This window comes from Tenacibaculum sp. AWR4_210 (assembly GCF_056160945.1).
On record NZ_JBSWYF010000002.1, the window covers coordinates 24,787 to 42,230 of the forward strand.

15 protein-coding genes are annotated in these 17,444 nt (G+C 40.4%); 5 read left to right on the forward strand and 10 right to left on the reverse strand.

What is annotated here, in order from left to right:
• Window positions 1-197 precede the first annotated feature (197 nt).
• Window positions 198-1,337, reverse strand: coding sequence for a DEAD/DEAH box helicase (locus ACXAG7_RS03455; protein WP_476665982.1), 1,140 nt, complete (start codon window positions 1,335-1,337; stop codon window positions 198-200).
• Between the two features lie 16 nt (window positions 1,338-1,353).
• Entirely contained in the window at window positions 1,354-1,821 is a 468-nt protein-coding gene (locus ACXAG7_RS03460; RefSeq protein ID WP_476665983.1) for a hypothetical protein, read from the reverse strand.
• A 123-nt stretch (window positions 1,822-1,944) separates the two neighbouring features.
• Between ACXAG7_RS03460 and ACXAG7_RS03465 the strand changes: the two genes are divergently transcribed.
• Together ACXAG7_RS03465 and ACXAG7_RS03470 are read left to right on the forward strand one after the other, a co-directional pair.
• The gene (locus ACXAG7_RS03465; protein ID WP_408041788.1) at window positions 1,945-2,805 is read left to right on the forward strand and encodes a DMT family transporter; all 861 of its coding nucleotides are present in this window, start codon (window positions 1,945-1,947) and stop codon (window positions 2,803-2,805) included.
• A gap of 61 nt (window positions 2,806-2,866) precedes the next feature.
• Window positions 2,867-3,766 (forward strand): transporter, encoded by a 900-nt coding sequence (locus ACXAG7_RS03470; RefSeq protein ID WP_476665984.1) that lies wholly within the window; start codon window positions 2,867-2,869, stop codon window positions 3,764-3,766.
• A gap of 34 nt (window positions 3,767-3,800) precedes the next feature.
• Here ACXAG7_RS03470 and ACXAG7_RS03475 read toward each other — a convergent pair whose 3' ends face one another.
• On the reverse strand, window positions 3,801-4,859 hold the full coding sequence (locus ACXAG7_RS03475; protein WP_408041790.1) for a hypothetical protein: 1,059 nt from the start codon (window positions 4,857-4,859) through the stop codon (window positions 3,801-3,803).
• 96 nt (window positions 4,860-4,955) lie between these two features.
• Entirely contained in the window at window positions 4,956-6,056 is a 1,101-nt protein-coding gene (dprA, locus tag ACXAG7_RS03480; protein ID WP_476665985.1) for a DNA-processing protein DprA, read from the reverse strand.
• A gap of 96 nt (window positions 6,057-6,152) precedes the next feature.
• On the opposite strand from dprA, the gene ACXAG7_RS03485 reads away from it, so the two are divergent.
• The gene (locus ACXAG7_RS03485) at window positions 6,153-7,064 is read left to right on the forward strand and encodes an HU domain-containing protein (RefSeq protein WP_476665986.1); all 912 of its coding nucleotides are present in this window, start codon (window positions 6,153-6,155) and stop codon (window positions 7,062-7,064) included.
• A gap of 66 nt (window positions 7,065-7,130) precedes the next feature.
• Window positions 7,131-7,643, forward strand: a complete 513-nt coding sequence (locus ACXAG7_RS03490) for an acyl-CoA thioesterase (RefSeq protein ID WP_408041793.1) — start codon at window positions 7,131-7,133, stop codon at window positions 7,641-7,643.
• Window positions 7,644-7,648: 5 nt separating this feature from the next.
• Here ACXAG7_RS03490 and ACXAG7_RS03495 read toward each other — a convergent pair whose 3' ends face one another.
• The 6 genes from ACXAG7_RS03495 to ACXAG7_RS03520 are packed head-to-tail and all read right to left on the reverse strand — an operon-like array spanning window position 7,649 to window position 14,411.
• On the reverse strand, window positions 7,649-8,683 hold the full coding sequence (locus ACXAG7_RS03495; protein ID WP_408041794.1) for an AI-2E family transporter: 1,035 nt from the start codon (window positions 8,681-8,683) through the stop codon (window positions 7,649-7,651).
• A gap of 11 nt (window positions 8,684-8,694) precedes the next feature.
• Window positions 8,695-9,918, reverse strand: coding sequence for a murein hydrolase activator EnvC family protein (locus ACXAG7_RS03500; RefSeq protein ID WP_476665987.1), 1,224 nt, complete (start codon window positions 9,916-9,918; stop codon window positions 8,695-8,697).
• Window positions 9,919-10,689: a lipoprotein insertase outer membrane protein LolB1 gene (gene lolB1, locus ACXAG7_RS03505; RefSeq protein ID WP_476665988.1), complete on the reverse strand. Its 771-nt coding sequence runs from the start codon at window positions 10,687-10,689 to the stop codon at window positions 9,919-9,921.
• Window positions 10,690-10,718: 29 nt separating this feature from the next.
• Window positions 10,719-11,702 (reverse strand): tetratricopeptide repeat protein, encoded by a 984-nt coding sequence (locus tag ACXAG7_RS03510; RefSeq protein ID WP_408041797.1) that lies wholly within the window; start codon window positions 11,700-11,702, stop codon window positions 10,719-10,721.
• The gene (locus tag ACXAG7_RS03515) at window positions 11,680-12,696 is read right to left on the reverse strand and encodes a sugar phosphate nucleotidyltransferase (RefSeq protein WP_476665989.1); all 1,017 of its coding nucleotides are present in this window, start codon (window positions 12,694-12,696) and stop codon (window positions 11,680-11,682) included. The genes ACXAG7_RS03510 and ACXAG7_RS03515 overlap by 23 nt, the downstream gene beginning before the upstream one ends.
• Before the next feature lie 53 nt (window positions 12,697-12,749).
• Entirely contained in the window at window positions 12,750-14,411 is a 1,662-nt protein-coding gene (locus tag ACXAG7_RS03520; RefSeq protein WP_476665990.1) for an ABC transporter ATP-binding protein, read from the reverse strand.
• A 169-nt stretch (window positions 14,412-14,580) separates the two neighbouring features.
• On the opposite strand from ACXAG7_RS03520, the gene ACXAG7_RS03525 reads away from it, so the two are divergent.
• On the forward strand, window positions 14,581-17,265 hold the full coding sequence (locus tag ACXAG7_RS03525; protein WP_476665991.1) for a GEVED domain-containing protein: 2,685 nt from the start codon (window positions 14,581-14,583) through the stop codon (window positions 17,263-17,265).
• The last annotated feature ends 179 nt before the right edge of the window (window positions 17,266-17,444 follow it).

The following is a 17,444-nucleotide window of genomic DNA, read 5'->3' on the forward strand; positions in this document are numbered from 1 at the left end:
ACGACCTGGCAAAACGAGAAAAGCCCTAAAGAAGCCATTTATGCAATTAAAAGACCAGCTACAACAACTATTTTTGTAGTATGGTGAGTAGTCAATAACTTAGTAACTCTTAAAAGTGTATTCTGGCAATACAGGTAGGCTCTCTTATTTTACAGAGCGCTTATATCGTGTTTTAAGAGCATTTTGAATTCTGCGTATTAGGGTTCTTGGTTACCCGGTACTTTCAAGATTGAAAGTATCGTTTGATTCAAGAACTCTTTTACCGTTTCTTCTTGATATGTCCAGCTCAAGTAGGAAATGGGAATGACGGGAATTGCCATTCGGTGTAGAATGCGATAGCGTTCCAAATTGAACGCAGCAGTGTAACTGCCGGGATAACCAATCAAATCTACAGCTAAGTACTTTCCTTCGCGTTCCAATAGCAAATCGATGGATAATCCTGCAATGTCATACCCCTCATAAATGTTGAGGTCATAGGTAGCCAGAAACTTTTGAACTAGCCCACTAAAAACATCTTCTGATGTGTGGGACGTTTTTGGTGTGCCCTTAACGGTCGTAAAGGAATCTAGATAAGCTCTTAGTAGCGAATGTTCGGGTAGTTCTTTCGCTGTAATGGAATGAAAGACATACTGATGGTTTTTAGCTCTCGTTATGGCTACATTGAATACATCTTCCTTGTTGAGGTAATTGATACTCCCGTGATGTGAATGCGGTGAAACTCCCATGGAAAGAAGCATAATGTCTCGTTCTTCTCCTTGAAAGTGATAGGGAGTTCCAAGCTTTATTTGGTGTTTTTTAAGAGTGTTTAACTCAAAAGTTTCCTTGATTGCCTTACTTAATGCATTCGTTTGCTGACGAAAAGGAGACAAAACCCCAATACTACTGGAGGCGTTTTTAGGGAGTTCTTTTTCTTTTGCAATCAGTTTTTTGAGTACGACTATAATCGCGTCTACCTCCGCGGTATTCACAGGTCCGGGAGATACCGAAGTAAGGAAGTGCAGTTCCGTTGCATTTTTCTGAAGTTTACTAGGCGTTTCAGTCATAATTCGCAGCGATTTTCCGTAGAACTGTTCGTTGCTAAACCTAATAATGTCGGGAAGGGATCGATAATGCTCGTCCAATAGTACGGTTTGAGAGCCTTTTTCAGTCCGTTCTAAACAGAAATCTAAGAGGCTTTTTCTTCTAAAATCAAAAGCTTGAGGCTCCCCTATTGAATACTGTGCTTGAAATTGTTGCATTTGAGTTTTCGACAGGAAGCTCAAATGACGTAGCTGATTGGTGTCGCCAGCAACGACGATTTTTTTTGCCCGCTGAAAAATAGGCAAGCACGAAGCCATGTCACATTGTGTGGCTTCATCGATGATAGCGGTGCTGCGCTAACAATTGGTCGATGGCTATGTAGAAATCGTCAAAAGAAGAACGAAATTCCAAGGTTTTACAAAAGGCTATATTCAGGCATCTGGAGTCGTGATCTATCTTGATAAAGTGGTCGTCTTCTCTGTTTACTAATTGGGCTTTGTATAAAAATAGCGGTGCCTGTAGTACCTGGGTTCGCTTTCTAAAATCCTTTCTTTTTCCCGTACAAAATAACGTTGCATACCAGAGCTCCTTATCGTTGCTGTACAAGGTTAATGTTTGTTGTATGGATTTGGCAATACTGTCTTTTACAAATTGAAGAGGATATTGGTTATTGGTCAATTCCTCCACTGGTTTGACCAGTGATTGGTGTTCGTATTTCGCCGCAAAAAAGTTAAGCATACCGCTCTCATTATTGTCGGCTTGATAACATTTGTACAAATAGTTGAGATAATCTTTGATCATAGAAATTTATTGGAAAGGCTAACTTAAACAAATTTTAAAAAGTAGTTGATTTTTCATTTAAATTACGGAGTGATTGGTCAAATTAGATTCTACTTTCCTACATTTGGAATTCAAAATTACCACATGCAAAATCAACATATTAAACAACTTGCAGGTTTGTTACTAGCAACGCTGTTTATCAGTACTTCTGGAGTGTTAGGAAGGTATATTGCAATGCCTTCTGAGGTCATCGTATGGTTTAGGTCGGCCTTTGCTTTTCCGATCTTATTACTGTTTTGTAAAGTGAAAAAAATTGACCTTCGCATTCGTAAAAAAGCGCATTACGGCCCCTTTATTATCGGAGGAATCTTTATGGCAGCCCATTGGATTACTTATTTTTATGCACTCAAACTTTCTAACGTAGCAACGGGAATGCTGTCGTTGTATACCTTTCCAGTTATGATTGCCTTTTTAGAACCCGTTTTTTTGAAGGTGAAATTTAATCCGATTTATCTGGTTCTGGGCGGAATGGTGCTCACTGGGTTATATATTTTATCACCAGAGTTTAGTTTGGAAAGTACGCATGTTCAAGGTATTTTATTCGGCTTGCTATCTGCCTTGTGCTATTCCATTAGATTATTGATTTTAAAGCAGTTTGTTACCCAGTATAACGGCGTTATGCTGATGCTCTATCAGACATTGATTATCGCAGTGTGCTTGGCTCCTACCCTGTTTTTTATGGACTGCTCTGGTTTTGTGAGTCAATGGCCGTATTTACTATTGTTAGCGTTGCTAACTACAGCCATCGGGCACAGTTTAATGGTCCATTCGCTTCAGTTTTTCTCTGCTGCCACAGCCAGCATTATCAGTAGCGTACAACCTATTTTCGGAATAGTACTCGCCTTGTTATTTCTAGATGAAGTACCAACGGTATACACCCTTTTAGGAGGAGGTTTGATTTTGGCAACCGTCGTTATTGAAAGTATTCGAAGTAACAATAAGTAGTTCCTGGTGTAAGTGTTTGAGAATTTAGTCGTCTAAGTAGCAAACTAAAAACTAACGCACTATGTTTTCATTAAAAAAGCCCTTCTTAGGAATTGCTATGCTTTTTTGTTGTCCTTTTTTTGTAAATGCTCAAACACCTGTTACCGGATTTTATCCGGAAAAGAACAGTTTTACCGTGGCTTTGAGCTATTCCAACAAGAGCTATGATCAATTTTATAGAGGCGAAACATTGACGGCTAGCAACCCGGCAAATTTGGGTGCTATTAATTCGACCATCCTCGGGATTTACGGTGAATACGGAATTAACAATTGGTTATCGGCAGTAGCAAGTGTTCCGTATATTTCAGTAGAAAGTGAAGCGGGAACACTCGATCCAGTTCACCAAAAAAGCAAACAGAGTGGAATTCAAGATTTATCGTTGTTTTTAAAAGCGCGATTGTTTGAACATCATTTTGAAGGAGGAAGTAAATTCTCTTTGGGAGCAGCTTCTGGAATTAGCTTTCCCCTCAGTAACTACGAAGGAAATGGAATTATTTCTATTGGGAATAAGGCAACGGCCTTTGACGGAATTGCGATTGCACAATTTACGACTCAAATAAACCTGTTTGCCGAAGTACAAACCGGAGTGAGTTTGCGAAGTAACAGCGATTTCAGCGTTCCAAATGCCTTATTACACAGTTTTAAACTCGGTTATTACAACTCGTGGATTTACGCACACGCAAAGCTCGGTATTCAAAATTCTACTTCGGGGTATGATATCGGATCAGCAGAATTTGGTGCCAATGGCGGTCCTACAGCCTTGTCGCAAACAGAAGTTGATTATACCAATTTGAGTTTTGATGTTTATGTACCAGTATACCAACAGCAATTCGGTATTTCAGCGGGGTATGGCCTGAATTTGGACGGTCGTAACTTCGGAAATGAGCGCGGCTTTTCAATTGGACTGGTCTACAAAAATTAACGATATAGCAACCGCCTTATGGGCGGTTTTTTTCTTATAAAACACTCATGTTTTCGTAATTCCTCTTGACAAACTCTAAGGCAGTTTCTAGAATTTCTCCCATATTACTACTCTTTTTGAAGGCGATATCTTTTGTAAAATCAAAAACTTGCTGCTTGAGTAACTGAATGTTTTTATCGGTTGAAATGACATCGTTTTTCATACAGAAAATCAACTGTTGAATACGCTGTTCTGAACTCAGTATGCGTTTGGCTACTATGGAGCGCTCTTCGATGCGGTATTGGTTGATAGAGGCTTCGTGAAGTTTGTCGCCTACCAATGCTACCATCGGGTAATTTTCTTTAAAAAACTGTGGGTAGTAGACTTTAAACTTTCCTTCAAAACACTGTTGATCAAAATCAATAGCTCTGATCTTGTAAACGACGTGGTCAAAGTCGTGTGTCGGTACAATAACGTAGTTGTACGAACGCATATCCCCTAGCAGTCTGATCATACAACGCTCGTTGAACTTTACAAACTCTTTGGCGATCTGAGCTTTTTCCGATTCTCGGCATTTAGGCAGAAATTCTTTGATAAAGTCATCTCCAGGAATTCCTGCAATGTGCTCTTCGATAAGGGTGTCTTTATAAACCAAGAAATTTAAATTATACGGCGAGAGTATATGTTCTAATTCCAGACCGTAAATTCGAGAGGCGTCTGTTTTTTTGACGTAGAAATAGGTATAGTTATCATTGAGAATATTACGCACTTTTACTCGAAAGGGCTTGGAGTTCCCAAAGGTACAGTAGTCGATAGCATCGATGTTGAGGTATGGGATGGTTTCTTCATTACCGTTAGAATGCAAAATGGTGTATACCTTTTTTAAACTTAAATCGATTTCTTCTCGCTCAAATTCGGAATAGTACGTACGTACCCAAAGGGTGTCTACATCGTTTTTATCGTAAACGACTATCGACCCTTGAAAGCGCAGCAAATCTTCGTAGAAAATTGGAATTTTGATATTCCTGCTGTGTTCGGTCAAATAGGCATGGAGCTCTTCAGTGACCGGAAAAGCTGGTTTTTTTTGAGACATCAATTTTTCTTCTGAAGACATAGTGCTACGGGTTTTTATCAAAAATAGCGATTTTTTTGAGGTTTTACCCCCCGTTGATTTTGAATCCAGCATCATTTTTTAGTAACCGCCTGTTTTTTAATGTTGAACGTGTTCAAATAGCTTTCCTGGAAGAGAACGAACATGACCTTGAAGTTCTAGTTGAATTAAGAGTGAAGCCACCTCTTGAACGGGAAGTTCCGTGCTGATAGCTAGTGAATCCAAGTCAATTTTACCGCTGTTTTTCATTTGTACAATCAGTTTTTTTTCGTTAGGAGCAAGTTGTGTGGGAAGTGGAATTTGTTGGGGAGTATTCGCTTTGTTCCACATGAGTTCTCGAGCGATATCGTCAACGCAGGTAAGCATTCGTGCCTTTTGGTTTTTAATTAGCTGATTACAACCGCTGCTATAGAGGTCAGAGGGACGACCTGGAACAGCAAATACTTCACGTTGGTAGCCATGGGCAAAATCAGCCGTTAGAAGTGCACCTCCTTTGGCGGCCGATTCGATAACCACGGTAGCCGCAGTGATCCCGGCAATAATGCGATTTCTCTTGATAAAGTGTTCTCTGCAAGGGAGTTCGTAGTGGAAGAATTCAGTGATAAAGCCACCGTTGTTGTTTATAGTTTCAACATATGGTTTGTGACTTTTGGGATATAAGGTTTCCATGCCGTGAGCTAAAATGGCAATTGTGGGTAGTTGTTGGCTAATGGCCGCTCGATGTGCGCAAATGTCAACCCCGTAAGCAAATCCGCTTACGATAATCGGTTGGAAGGGGGCCAGTACTTCTATGAGTTGGTTGCAAAACGCCCGACCGCTAGCAGTACCTCTGCGCGTACCGACAATAGCGATGATTCGTTGGGTATTCCAAGCCAAATTGCCATCGGTAAATAGGACGATAGGACCATCAGAACAGTGTTTGAGCAGTTTCGGATAGTCCGCGTCCAATAAAGTAAGAGTGCGATAGCGGTTTTTTGATAGGTAACGGAGCTCTTCGTCGGCTTTTCTTCGTGCCTCTGGTTGATAAAGTTCGTAAACTAACTGAGGTCCAATGCCTGGGATTTTTAATAAAGTCGCCTTCTTTTCCTTGAAAATTAGCTCTGGGCTCCCTACGGCAGCAAGGAGTCTTCTCGCGGTTTTGGCCCCTATTTTCTTACAAGATTGTAAGCGGAGAAGCGCGTAAAGTGCAGTGTTTTTCATAGTCTAATAGTTTGGTTATCAAGGTACAAATAAACTGTTGATAAGTATTACACCACGAAGGACGTTCAACCGGTGAAAATTACTAGTTTTGTATCTATGAGATTAGCCAACTACATCAGTGATTTATTGTACAGATACGATTGTGTCATAGTTCCGAATTTCGGTGGATTTGTAACGAATAAAGTCAGTGCAGTCCTCGACGAGGAGACCTCGATGTTTCACCCGCCCAAAAAGCAGGTGACCTTCAATGCGTATTTACAGCACAATGATGGTTTGTTGGCAAATTACATCGCCTCTGCAGAGCGCATTTCTTTTGAAAAGGCTACCGAGCAAATCCACGAGCAAGTGGCGCTTTGGAAGACCGAAGTAAAAACGGGAACCGTTACCATCGGAAAAGTGGGAACTGTAACCCTTAATGACGCTGAGCAATTGGTTTTCGAACCGAATTTAGAAACCAATTTCTTACTGGAAGCTTATGGGTTGGCGGCTACACCAGGACAGCAAGTAGAACGCGAAGAAACACCAGTTATACCAGTGAATACAGTAGAAGAATCACCTGTGTCTACGAAGTCAAAACTCATTCCTTTGGTAAAGCGTGTAACAGTTGCCGCTGCTATCGTAGGAGTTGGAATTACAGGTTGGTACGCGTATACGCAACAAGAGAAAGCTGCTGCAGTAGCGGATCAAGAAGCAACGCTAAAAAAGAAAATTCAAACAGCGACGTTTATCAGTGAGGCTCCGCTTCCTTCTATAGATTTGGAGGTAAACAAAGAAGCGCTCAAAAATTTTCACGTAGTAGCTGGAGCTTTTCAATCGTTGAAAAATGCCGACAAAAAACTCGAGGAACTTCAAGAGATGGGCTACAATGCCAAAATTATCGGTGAAAACGAATGGGGATTAACCCAAGTTGTTTTTGGTAGTTATCAAACTCAAGAAGAGGCTCGCGAGGCATTAATGAGAATCAAAGCGACCATTACCAAAGATGCTTGGTTACTACACAAACAGTAAGTTTTTAGGCTAAAATATAGCCGTCCTTTCCTATCACATTGCGTATCTTTGCATCAAATTTGAAATATGAGAGCAAAAGCGCCGAAAGAATCTCTTACAACACTGACAGATTTAGTGTTGCCAGGAGAAACGAATTACTTAGACAACCTTTTTGGGGGTGAGTTGTTAGCACGTATGGACAGAGCGTGTAGTATTGCTGCGCGTCGTCATTCAAGACGAATCGTGGTTACGGCCTCTGTAAATCATGTCGCCTTTACAAAGTCGGTACCCGTGGGAAGCGTGGTAACCATAGAAGCGAAAGTTTCTAGAGCATTTAAGTCGTCTATGGAGGTATATGTAGATGTGTGGATCGAAGACCGTCAGTCTGGTGAGAAAACTAAGGTAAATGAAGGGATCTATACCTTTGTAGCTGTGGATGAAACAGGGAAGCCCGTTCCGATTCCTCAAATCAAACCAGAAACAGAATTGGAAAAGCAGCGTTATGATGGAGCCTTACGAAGAAAGCAATTAAGCCTTGTTTTAGCGGGTAAAATGCTTCCAAAGGATGCTACAGAGCTCAAAGCCTTGTTTTTGGCTTAAACGAGCTAAATTTCCTCAATATCGCCATTTTCCGATAAGAGTATCGCTACAGATTTAGTCTTTTCAAACTGAGAAAAGATGATAATCATAATAACCGTTATGGGGACACTGAGTACCATACCAGTGATGCCCCATATTTTTCCCCAAACAGCAAGTGATAAAATCGTTACTAAAGGACTTAGGTTTAACGATTTTCCAAAGAGTTTGGGCTCGATAATATTTCCTACGATTACCTGAATACAGCCTACTGCAATCAACACGATAAGGAAAGGGGTAACCTCTCCAAATTGCAGTAAAGAGAATACTGCAGGGAAAACCGTGGCAATGAGTGATCCGATAGTCGGGATATAATTCAACAAGAAAATTAAAAAGGCCCAAAAAGGAGCACTGTCAACTCCGGCAATCAACAAAACGATATAACTCAGTACCCCCGTTAGCAAACTCACGTAGGTTTTTAGGCGTAAGTAGTTTGAGATGGAAGCCTCTATTTTTCCTAGCATGTTTTGAACGCTTCCAGGATGGGTTTTATCATTGCCGAATAATTTTCCGATTTTTTTCTTGAAACTAGATTCTTCTAAAAAGATAAACAAAGCGTAAATAACGATCATAAACGTATCGCCTAACAAACTGCTGATGCCGTTGGCGATATCTCCTAAAACAGATCCGTAATCGAATTTTCCGACCAAGGCTTTCACCGAGTTCACCAGATCCATATGGAAGTAGCTATCTACTTTTTGAATGATCTGATCTACGTTTTTTTCATACGTTTGATACGAACTGGTCAAATTACCGATACTGTTGGTGATAATTTCAGAAATAGCGCTAAAACTGAGGATGATAAACGTAAAAACCAGGATGTTGCTCAACCATCTAGGAATAAAGCGTTTTGCAAAGGGAATGCGATAAATTGTTTTGCGAATTTCTCGCGTGAGAAACCAGAATATCAAGGCAAATACAAATGGAATTAAGATCCCTTTTCCGATGACCAATATAGCCATAACGGCTATGATAACGATGATGATGTTTGCTGCGTTTTTCACGGGCTGTTAGTTTATTGAATCCACTCTGCTGGGTTCAGACGAACGGTGTTTTTAAATAATACAAATCCGAGTTTGGTTTTACCGGTAACTCTATCGGTAAAAACCTTCCCTAGTTTTTGCCCGGTTTTGACGGCCTCGCCTTTTTTGACATAAACGGACTCTAAATTGTTATACGCCGAGATGTAATTTCCGTGTTGTACCAAAACGGACTTCTTACCATCGGCATTTTTTTGAATGGCTAGTACCTTTCCTGTAAAGATACTTTTGGCCGCTGTATTGGCCTTGGTGGCAATGTGCAATCCGGTACTGTTGATCGTAATTCCAGAAAAGGTAGGATGCGGTTGAATACCGTACTTACGGGTAATAATACCCTTCACAGGCCAAGGCAAATTACCCTTGTTCTGTTGAAAATTAGCCAGTAATTTCTTTTCTGCAGCATTCAAAGTAAACTCTGCTGATTTTTTACTTTTCTTACTTCCTTTCGCCTTTTTCTTTTTGCGGTTAGAACGCGCGATGGCCTCGCGAATTAAACGATCGATACGCGCTTGGATTTTGCGCTCTGCAGCTTGTTTTTTTAGGAGTGAGTTTTTGTACTTACTCTCTTGCTTTTTGATAGTGGTAATCAGTTTCTCCTGATCTTTTCTATCGTTTTCTATTTCGTCTTTTTGTTCTTTTTCTTCGGTGATAAGACGCTCTTTGATGTTTTTTTGGCGCGATAGAGAGTCGTTTAGTTTTTTTATGGCTTCGGCACGGGCTAAAATAGCCTCTCCTTGCTTTTTTCTAAATTCGTTGTACTGTTGCATGTACTTCACGCGTTTGTATGCCTGATAAAAGCTCTGTGAAGACAACAAGAACATGGTTTTACTTTGCATGGATTTACTCTTGTGGGTTTTTACCACCATTTCTGAGTAGTCCTTTTTTAAATTGGCGAGGTCTTTTTCGTAACCTTCGAGTTTTGTGGTATTTTTAGCAATGGTATTTTCGAGTTCCGTAGATTCCATTTCAATAGTTTCTATCAAGCGCTCGCGGACACTGATTTTTTGATTTAAATCTTTCAGGTCCTCTAAGGCATTGCTCTTCTTCTTCTTGGTTTTGAACAAGAGTTCATTTACTTGCTTGATTTCTTTTTTCAGTTTGTTGCGCTTTTTTTCAAGCTCTCGTTGGCTTTGGGCTTGAGCGAGCACTGTAAAACACAGGGCACTAATAAAAACGAAAATATGGAGTGCTTTTTTCATCTACAACTGAATTTCTTTATAGCCTTTCGGAATGGAAAAATCTAGGTTTAATCGCGTGTTGAATTGGATAGAACGTACTGTCATATCGATGTTGGTCGATTTCTGGTTGGCCTTAGCTACGATGTTTATTTTGTTGGGGAACAAGGCCTTTTTCTTATCCAAGTACTTCGGGTATGAAACATCGAGGCGTTGATTGCCTATCGGATTTATCAACGATTGCTTATTGAGTTTGTAGTTAAACGGATTGATGTAAAAAAAGACATCGAACAATCGCGATTGTCTTTTAGGAGATAAACGATAGGAATTCTCTACGATATTTACCTGTTGACGCTTGCTTTTGACATCAAAAATAGCTTGACCTAGCAATAGGTTTTGCAATTGTTCAAAATTGATGTCAGTTCCTAATAGCTTTTTGAGCATGGCAAAATCACCGTCAAAATAGCTCTTGGTATAAGGCGAGTAGAAACGCACTTTTTTAGGTGTGATTTTCGCCTTGAAAATAGTGATGAGTTTGGTTCCCTTTAACCAAATAGCTTTGTCTTTCTCAATTTTCATACGTACAGAAAACCCCAATCGCTCTTTGTCATTTCGATAGTTGACTTTGAGTTTGGCATCGATGGTTTTTTCTTGAAAATAATGTGCGGCATGCTTTTTAGCTACCCTTCGGGCCGACATTTCCTTGATGGCATTAGCCTGGGTTTGGATGGCTTTTTTGCTGGAACAGGCCGCTGTTAATAGCGTTAAGAGTAGTATGTAGAGGTATTTTTTCATGAATTTCTTACATTCTGTATTTTAGAGAGCTATAATTTCTTTTTGTAAAAACTCGCTTTTTTAGCATTGCCCATACGTTGGTAATTCTTTACAAACTCCTTGTAGAAGTCTTTGAGCATGTTTGGATTATCGATAACAAAATCAATGCCGTTTTCTAGGCTTTCTAACGCGTTTTTATATTTTTTATTTCGGTAAAGGGCTTTAGCGTGCATCAAATACACAAAAGGTTGTGCTGGGTACAGGCTCAACCCTTTTTCGCTGTATGCGAGTAGTTTCGCGTCTTTAGCGCTGTCGAGTTTGGTTAAAAGGGGTTTTAATATTTTAAAGGAACTGTCCTTTTCGAAGGCCGCAACGAGATCACCTGATTCTTTCGAAGGCACAGCTGCTTGTCGCCTTTTTTTCTGGTAGGCCATCAGTTGATTGTGGATTCTTCTCAATCGAGGAGAAAGTAATTTGGCCGTTTTTAGCTCTTCCAAAATGAGCTTGGCATTGTTTAAATCGTTCTTTCGCAGGTACAAATACACGAGGTCCCCTTTCTTTTTAGGATAATTTGCGATGATTTTTTTTTGCAGACTAACGGCTTTGTCAAAGGCGTTGTGATTTCGGTACACCTTAACTAAGTGTTCTGCGATCCACAAATTTTTAGGGTCCAACGCTAAGGCCTGTTCTGCATAGTTTACGGCCGGGACATAGCGATTTAAGAAATGGTAATTCTTGGAGAGCTCGAAAAGTACCGCAATGTCATTAGGAACGAGTTCGTTACATTTTTCCAGGGCCGTAATTGCCTTTTGATAGTTTTGGATGGCCTTGTCTGTAATAGCACTAAAAAAGAGCTCTTGAAAGTCTAACTTTTTTTTGAGTAACTGCGCATCCACTTGCGGGATACTGTCCTGTGCTTGTGCTTTAAAAGTTACTCCACAGCCGAGCAAAGCAATCAGTATTAATTGCTTAATACGTCGCGTGCTTTGCTCGAATAATGGATTGAGCTTGTTATATGAGTTCCGTATAATCACCTATGCTTACTGAGGTAAAGTTTCCATTGTATTTAGCATGATTTCCAATCATGGCATTGTCTAACTTAGCATTGCTAATTTGCACGTTTTTTTGAATTAGTGAGTTTACGATCGTAGCATTTTCTATCGTACTCCCAGCTCCAATTGAAACGTGCGGTCCTATGGTACTGTCCTTTAAAATAACATTTTTTCCGATGTAACAAGGTTGAATGATCTTAGAATTCTCTAAAACGACGTCTTCTGAAACCAAATTCGCCCCTGCTTCCTCTTCAAAAATAAGAATTTGTTTGTTGGTGTCTACAGTCGGATCTTTTTTTCCACAATCCATCCAAGCATCGACTTTTCCAGGAATGAATTGAGCGCCTTGTTGCTTTAAAGATTCCAGTACATTGGTAATTTGGTATTCACCGTTTTCTTTTAAATCATTGTCGATTAAGTATTGGATTTCTTCGAGTAATTTATCACCACTTTTAAAGTAGTATACCCCGATGATGGCTAAGTCAGAAACGAAATCTTTAGGCTTTTCCACGAAATCAGTAATAATACCGTCTTGTAGTTTTACCACTCCGAAAGCACTCGGGTCTGCTACTTGCTTCACCCAAATTGCCCCATCAGCATTGACGTCTAAAGTAAAGTCCGCTTTGAATAAAGTATCGGCATAAGCAACGATACAAGGACCGCTAAGCGATTCTTTTGCACAGTAAATAGCATGTGCTGTACCCAGGGCTTCCTCTTGTACATATACACTTCCTTTAGCACCTAATTCTTCCGCTATTGCTAGCAAATCTTGCTGGGTATTCGCTGGAAATCCCTTGGCTACAGGTCCGATGATGAATGCGATTTCTTCAATAGGATCTTGCAATACCGATGCGATGTTCTCTACGAGTCGTTGAACAATAGTTTTTCCCGCAATTACAGTCAATGGTTTAGGAACTGTAAGCGTATGTGGCCTCAATCGTGAACCGATTCCAGCCATAGGTACAATAATTTTCATGAATTCATTTTTTAACGGTGCAATATACCATTAATATACCTTTTGTAAAAACATTAGATTCCCTTAGGAATGGCATCAATGAGTGCTTGCGTATACGTACTTTTAGGAGCTCGATACACTTGGTCCGCATCGTCGATTTCTTCTAGTTTTCCTCCATTCATTACAAGTAGTTGATCAGACATGTATTTGACAACAGACAAATCGTGTGAAATAAAAATATAGCTGAATTTGTATTCGGCTTTTAATTCGTTTAACAGGTTTAGTACCTGCGCCTGTACCGAAACGTCCAATGCTGAAACAGATTCATCACAAATAATGAGTTTGGGTTGCAAAGCTATGGTTCGGGCAATGCCGATGCGCTGACGTTGCCCTCCGGAAAATTCGTGTGGGTACCGGTCAAAATGCTCTTTTTGCAAGCCCACTTTTTCCAATAATTCAAGCACGTATGCTGTGCGTTCTGCTTTATTCTTGAGTATTTTGTGAACTTTCATGGGTTCCAAGATGGCCTGACCAACAGGAATTCTTGGATTGAGCGACGAAAAAGGATCTTGAAATATGATTTGGATTTCTTTGCGTAGTGCTTTTAATTCTCCTTTCTTAAGGGAGGTAATCGATTTTCCGCGGTAATAGATTTCACCCTGGTCAATAGTTTCTAACTGTAAAATACTCCTACCTAAAGTCGATTTTCCACAGCCGCTCTCCCCTACTAAGCCCAGAGTTTCGCCTTCGTAGAGTTTAAACGATACGTCATTCACAGCAGTAACAACTTTTTCAGGAGTTAAAAATCCTCCTCCTGATTTGTAGTGTTTGGTGATGCCTTCAACACGGAGAAGTGGAGGTTGTTCGTATAGCTTATTGTGAAATTTCTCACGCTCCTCATCCGTATATAATGCTGTGTGTACAGTCCCAGCCATATAATCTTGGACTGTCGGAAGCTTTTTCAAGCGAAAACGCGAATTAGGACGAGAGTTGATTAGCGCCTTAGTGTAGTTTTCTTTAGGGTTTAAAAACACTTCGGCTGCTGTCCCCTGCTCTACAATGGTTCCTTTATGCATTACTATGACATGGTCTGCGATTTCTGAAACCAAAGCTAAATCATGTGAAATGAATACAATACTCATTCCTGATGTTTCTTGCAGTTCTTTTAAAAGGAGTACTATTTCTTTTTGTACGGTTACATCCAGTGCCGTGGTAGGCTCATCAGCGATCAGTACATCGGGTTTACACGCAATTGCCATGGCGATCATTACGCGCTGCTTTTGCCCTCCACTAATTTCATGTGGGTAACTGTGGTACAATTGGGCTGCCCTCGGAAGTTTAACTTGCTCAAACAACTCGATAACCTTTGACTTGATAGCGGCGGAATTTACCTTGCCGTGTTTTTTGAGAATCTCTGCAACTTGATGTCCACAGGTTAAGGTTGGATTCAGTGAGCTCATGGGTTCTTGGAATATCATCGCAATGCGATTTCCGCGAAGTTTTTGAATTTCTGCCTCGTGTAAAGTGGTCAAATCGATACCGTCAAACACGATGCTCCCTCCTATAGTTGCTGTTTTTGGTAGTAATCCCATGATAGCTAGCGAACTAACGGATTTTCCACTTCCGCTTTCTCCAACGATACCTAAAATTGTATTCCTTGGTAATGAGTAATTTATGTTTTTTATAATTTTTTTAGTGCCTTTAAATTGCACTGAAACATTCGATAACGCTAGCATTTACGGGACTTTTGTGTAAATGTACATTTTTTAATTCAACTGCCCTAATCACTTAACCTGTTGTTAGTGTGGTATTTACTTGTTTCTAAGTATATGATTTTATATATTTGATATGATTTTAATAAAATTGTAAACTAATAATTAATTTTTTAACTAAAACCCTTCTAAAATGAAACTTAGAACTACGATTACACTGATGTGTATGTTATTCGTGGGCGTTATTGTCGCTCAATCAAAACGGAATTGCCATACGATGCATAATTTGGAATACCGACAGTCCAATGATCCGATGTTAAAACAACGAATGCAAGACATCGAAAACTTTACAAAACAACGCGTAAAAGAACTGGAACACAACCATGGGAAAATTGTTGGAAACGTCATCCAAATTCCCGTAGTAGTCCACGTAATTTACAGCAAAGCACAAGAAAACATTAGCGATGCGCAAATCCAGTCACAAATAGATGTGATTAATGAAGATTTCCGTCGTACCAATTCGGACAAGACCAATAAATGGTCACAAGCTGCCGATACAGAAATAGAGTTTTACTTAGCAAAAGTAGATCCGAGCGGAAACCCAACCAACGGAATTACTAGAAAATCATCGACAAAGACATCATGGGGAACAAGTGATGCCATGAAAAAATCATCGCAGGGAGGAGTGGATCCTTGGAATACTGCGGAATACTTAAATATGTGGGTGTGTAATATTGGAGGAGGAATTCTTGGATATGCACAATTTCCTGGAGGTAGTGCAGCTACCGACGGAGTTGTAATGAGCCCACAGTACTTCGGAAGCTCGGCAAAAGGATCAGGATTCTATTTGTCTGCACCTTTTGATAAAGGTAGAACTACTACTCATGAAATTGGACATTATTTAAACTTACGTCACATTTGGGGTGACGGTGGTTGTGGTGTGGATGACTTTGTTTCTGACACTCCAGAATCTGACGCAGCTAATTACAATTGTGCTACCGGACACCAGTCGTGTGGAAGCGAAGATATGGTTCAAAACTACATGGATTATTCTGATGATTCTTGTATGAATTTATATACACTTGGACAAAAAAACAGAATGCGTGCAGTATTAGAAGAAGGTGGAGTTCGAAGAACGTTAGCCTTATCTGATAAGACTGGTGGCGGAGGAGGTTCGTGTAATGCGACTGTACCTACAGGGGTAACCACGTCAAGTGTAACGGCCTCAGGAGCTACGGTTTCTTGGTCAGCAGTTAGCGGCGCTACCTATGACGTGCGTTACCGTCAAACAGGAACTTCTTCGTGGACGACCAATGCGGTATCTGGAACTTCGACGAGCTTAAGTGGATTATCAGCAACTACGCAATACGAAGTGCAGGTAAGAAGTAAATGTGCTTCTGGGAATTCGGCCTACAGTGCTTCGGTTAACTTTACCACGACAGCGGTGACCATTTCTTACTGTGCTTCAAAAGGAAATAGCGTTGCGGATGAGTACATACAAAAAGTCGCTTTAGGTACTATTAACAATACCTCTGCTGGAGGTGGTGGCTATACGGATCACACCGCAATTTCAACGAATTTAGCTAAGGGAACTTCTCATACCATTACCATAACTCCAAAGTGGACCGGAACGGTGTACAACGAAGGATACGGTGTGTTTATTGATTATAATAAAGACGGAGATTTCTCAGACAGTGGAGAAACGGTATGGACGAAGGCAGCGTCAAAAGATACGCCTGTGAGCACGAGCTTTACTGTTCCTGCAGGAGCGGTAGAAGGAGCGACAAGAATGCGTGTAATTTTAAGATACAATGCAGTGCCTAGTGCTTGTGGTACTTATAATTACGGAGAAACAGAAGATTATACGGTAAACATTACTGCTGCTCAAGCCGATACTCAGGCGCCAACTGCACCAACGAGTTTAGCGGCCTCTAGTGTGGCTCAAACAAGCTTGAGTTTAGCCTGGACAGCTGCAACCGATAACGTCGGGGTAACTGGGTACGATGTGTACCGAGGAGCAACTAAAATAGCGTCGGTAACGACTACGAATTACAACGTAACTGGTTTAACAGCCAATACTGCTTATAGCTTTTCTGTAAAGGCAAAAGACGCAGCTGGAAATGAGTCAGCGGCGAGTAATGTTGTCAATGTAACTACGCAAGGAAATACCGTTTCGTATTGTGCTTCTAAAGGAAATAACTCAAGCTATGAGTGGATTGACTACGTGTCATTTGGTGGTATGACAAACAGCACCGGAAATGACGGTGGATACAAAGATTACACAAGTAAAGTAGCAAATATCAGCCCGGGTAGTACAAATCAGTTGTTAGTAAGCGCTGGTTTTAGAAGTAGCTCTTATACAGAACACTGGGCTATTTGGATTGACTACAACAAAGACGGAACCTTCTCTGACAGTGAAAAAGTAGCTTCAGGGTCTTCTTCAAGTGCTAATAACTTAAGTTATAATGTGTCAGTGCCTGCGAATGCCGCGCTAGGTCAAACTAGAATGCGTGTTTCTATGAAGTGGAATGCCGCGCAAACTGCCTGTGAAACGTTCTCTTACGGAGAAGTAGAAGACTATACAGTGAATATTACCTCAAGTGCCGTTAAATCGGTTGAAGTAGCCGCAGAAGAACTTGGTAACAACAGCGGTTTAGACCTGATGGCGTATCCGAGTCCAGCTACTGATTTTATTCAAGTATCTTTAGCGAGCGGTGTACAAACGGCTACCGTGAAAATCGTGAATGCCTTAGGTAGTACCGTGTATTCTGGTACCTTGACTAAAACGATTCCAGTAACTAAACTAGAGGCTGGTATGTACATTTTGGAGGTAAACGACGGTCAAAAAACCTTGACTCAGAAGTTTATTAAGCAATAATCAGAAGTTTAGTAAGCAAAAAAATAAAAAAAATAAAAAAATTTTAATGGTTAAAACCCCGAGTGTTTCTCGGGGTTTTTTAGTGTTTTTACTTCAAAGAAAAAAGGGTGATTTTCCTATAATGTTATTTTTATGTTAAAAAAATTATATATTTGGCGCTGTTTTTAGTTAATTGTTAG

Coding starts and splice junctions, on each gene's coding strand:
- ACXAG7_RS03490 (WP_408041793.1), top strand. CDS start 7,131: ATGAGAGCAAAAGCGCCGAAAGAATCTCTTACAACACTGACAGATTTA.
- ACXAG7_RS03485 (WP_476665986.1), top strand. CDS start 6,153: ATGAGATTAGCCAACTACATCAGTGATTTATTGTACAGATACGATTGT.
- ACXAG7_RS03515 (WP_476665989.1), bottom strand. CDS start 12,696: ATGAAAATTATTGTACCTATGGCTGGAATCGGTTCACGATTGAGGCCA.
- ACXAG7_RS03525 (WP_476665991.1), top strand. CDS start 14,581: ATGAAACTTAGAACTACGATTACACTGATGTGTATGTTATTCGTGGGC.
- ACXAG7_RS03500 (WP_476665987.1), bottom strand. CDS start 9,918: ATGAAAAAAGCACTCCATATTTTCGTTTTTATTAGTGCCCTGTGTTTT.
- dprA (WP_476665985.1), bottom strand. CDS start 6,056: ATGAAAAACACTGCACTTTACGCGCTTCTCCGCTTACAATCTTGTAAG.
- ACXAG7_RS03460 (WP_476665983.1), bottom strand. CDS start 1,821: ATGATCAAAGATTATCTCAACTATTTGTACAAATGTTATCAAGCCGAC.
- ACXAG7_RS03475 (WP_408041790.1), bottom strand. CDS start 4,859: ATGTCTTCAGAAGAAAAATTGATGTCTCAAAAAAAACCAGCTTTTCCG.
- lolB1 (WP_476665988.1), bottom strand. CDS start 10,689: ATGAAAAAATACCTCTACATACTACTCTTAACGCTATTAACAGCGGCC.
- ACXAG7_RS03470 (WP_476665984.1), top strand. CDS start 2,867: ATGTTTTCATTAAAAAAGCCCTTCTTAGGAATTGCTATGCTTTTTTGT.
- ACXAG7_RS03465 (WP_408041788.1), top strand. CDS start 1,945: ATGCAAAATCAACATATTAAACAACTTGCAGGTTTGTTACTAGCAACG.
- ACXAG7_RS03520 (WP_476665990.1), bottom strand. CDS start 14,411: ATGCTAGCGTTATCGAATGTTTCAGTGCAATTTAAAGGCACTAAAAAA.
- ACXAG7_RS03455 (WP_476665982.1), bottom strand. CDS start 1,337: ATGGCTTCGTGCTTGCCTATTTTTCAGCGGGCAAAAAAAATCGTCGTT.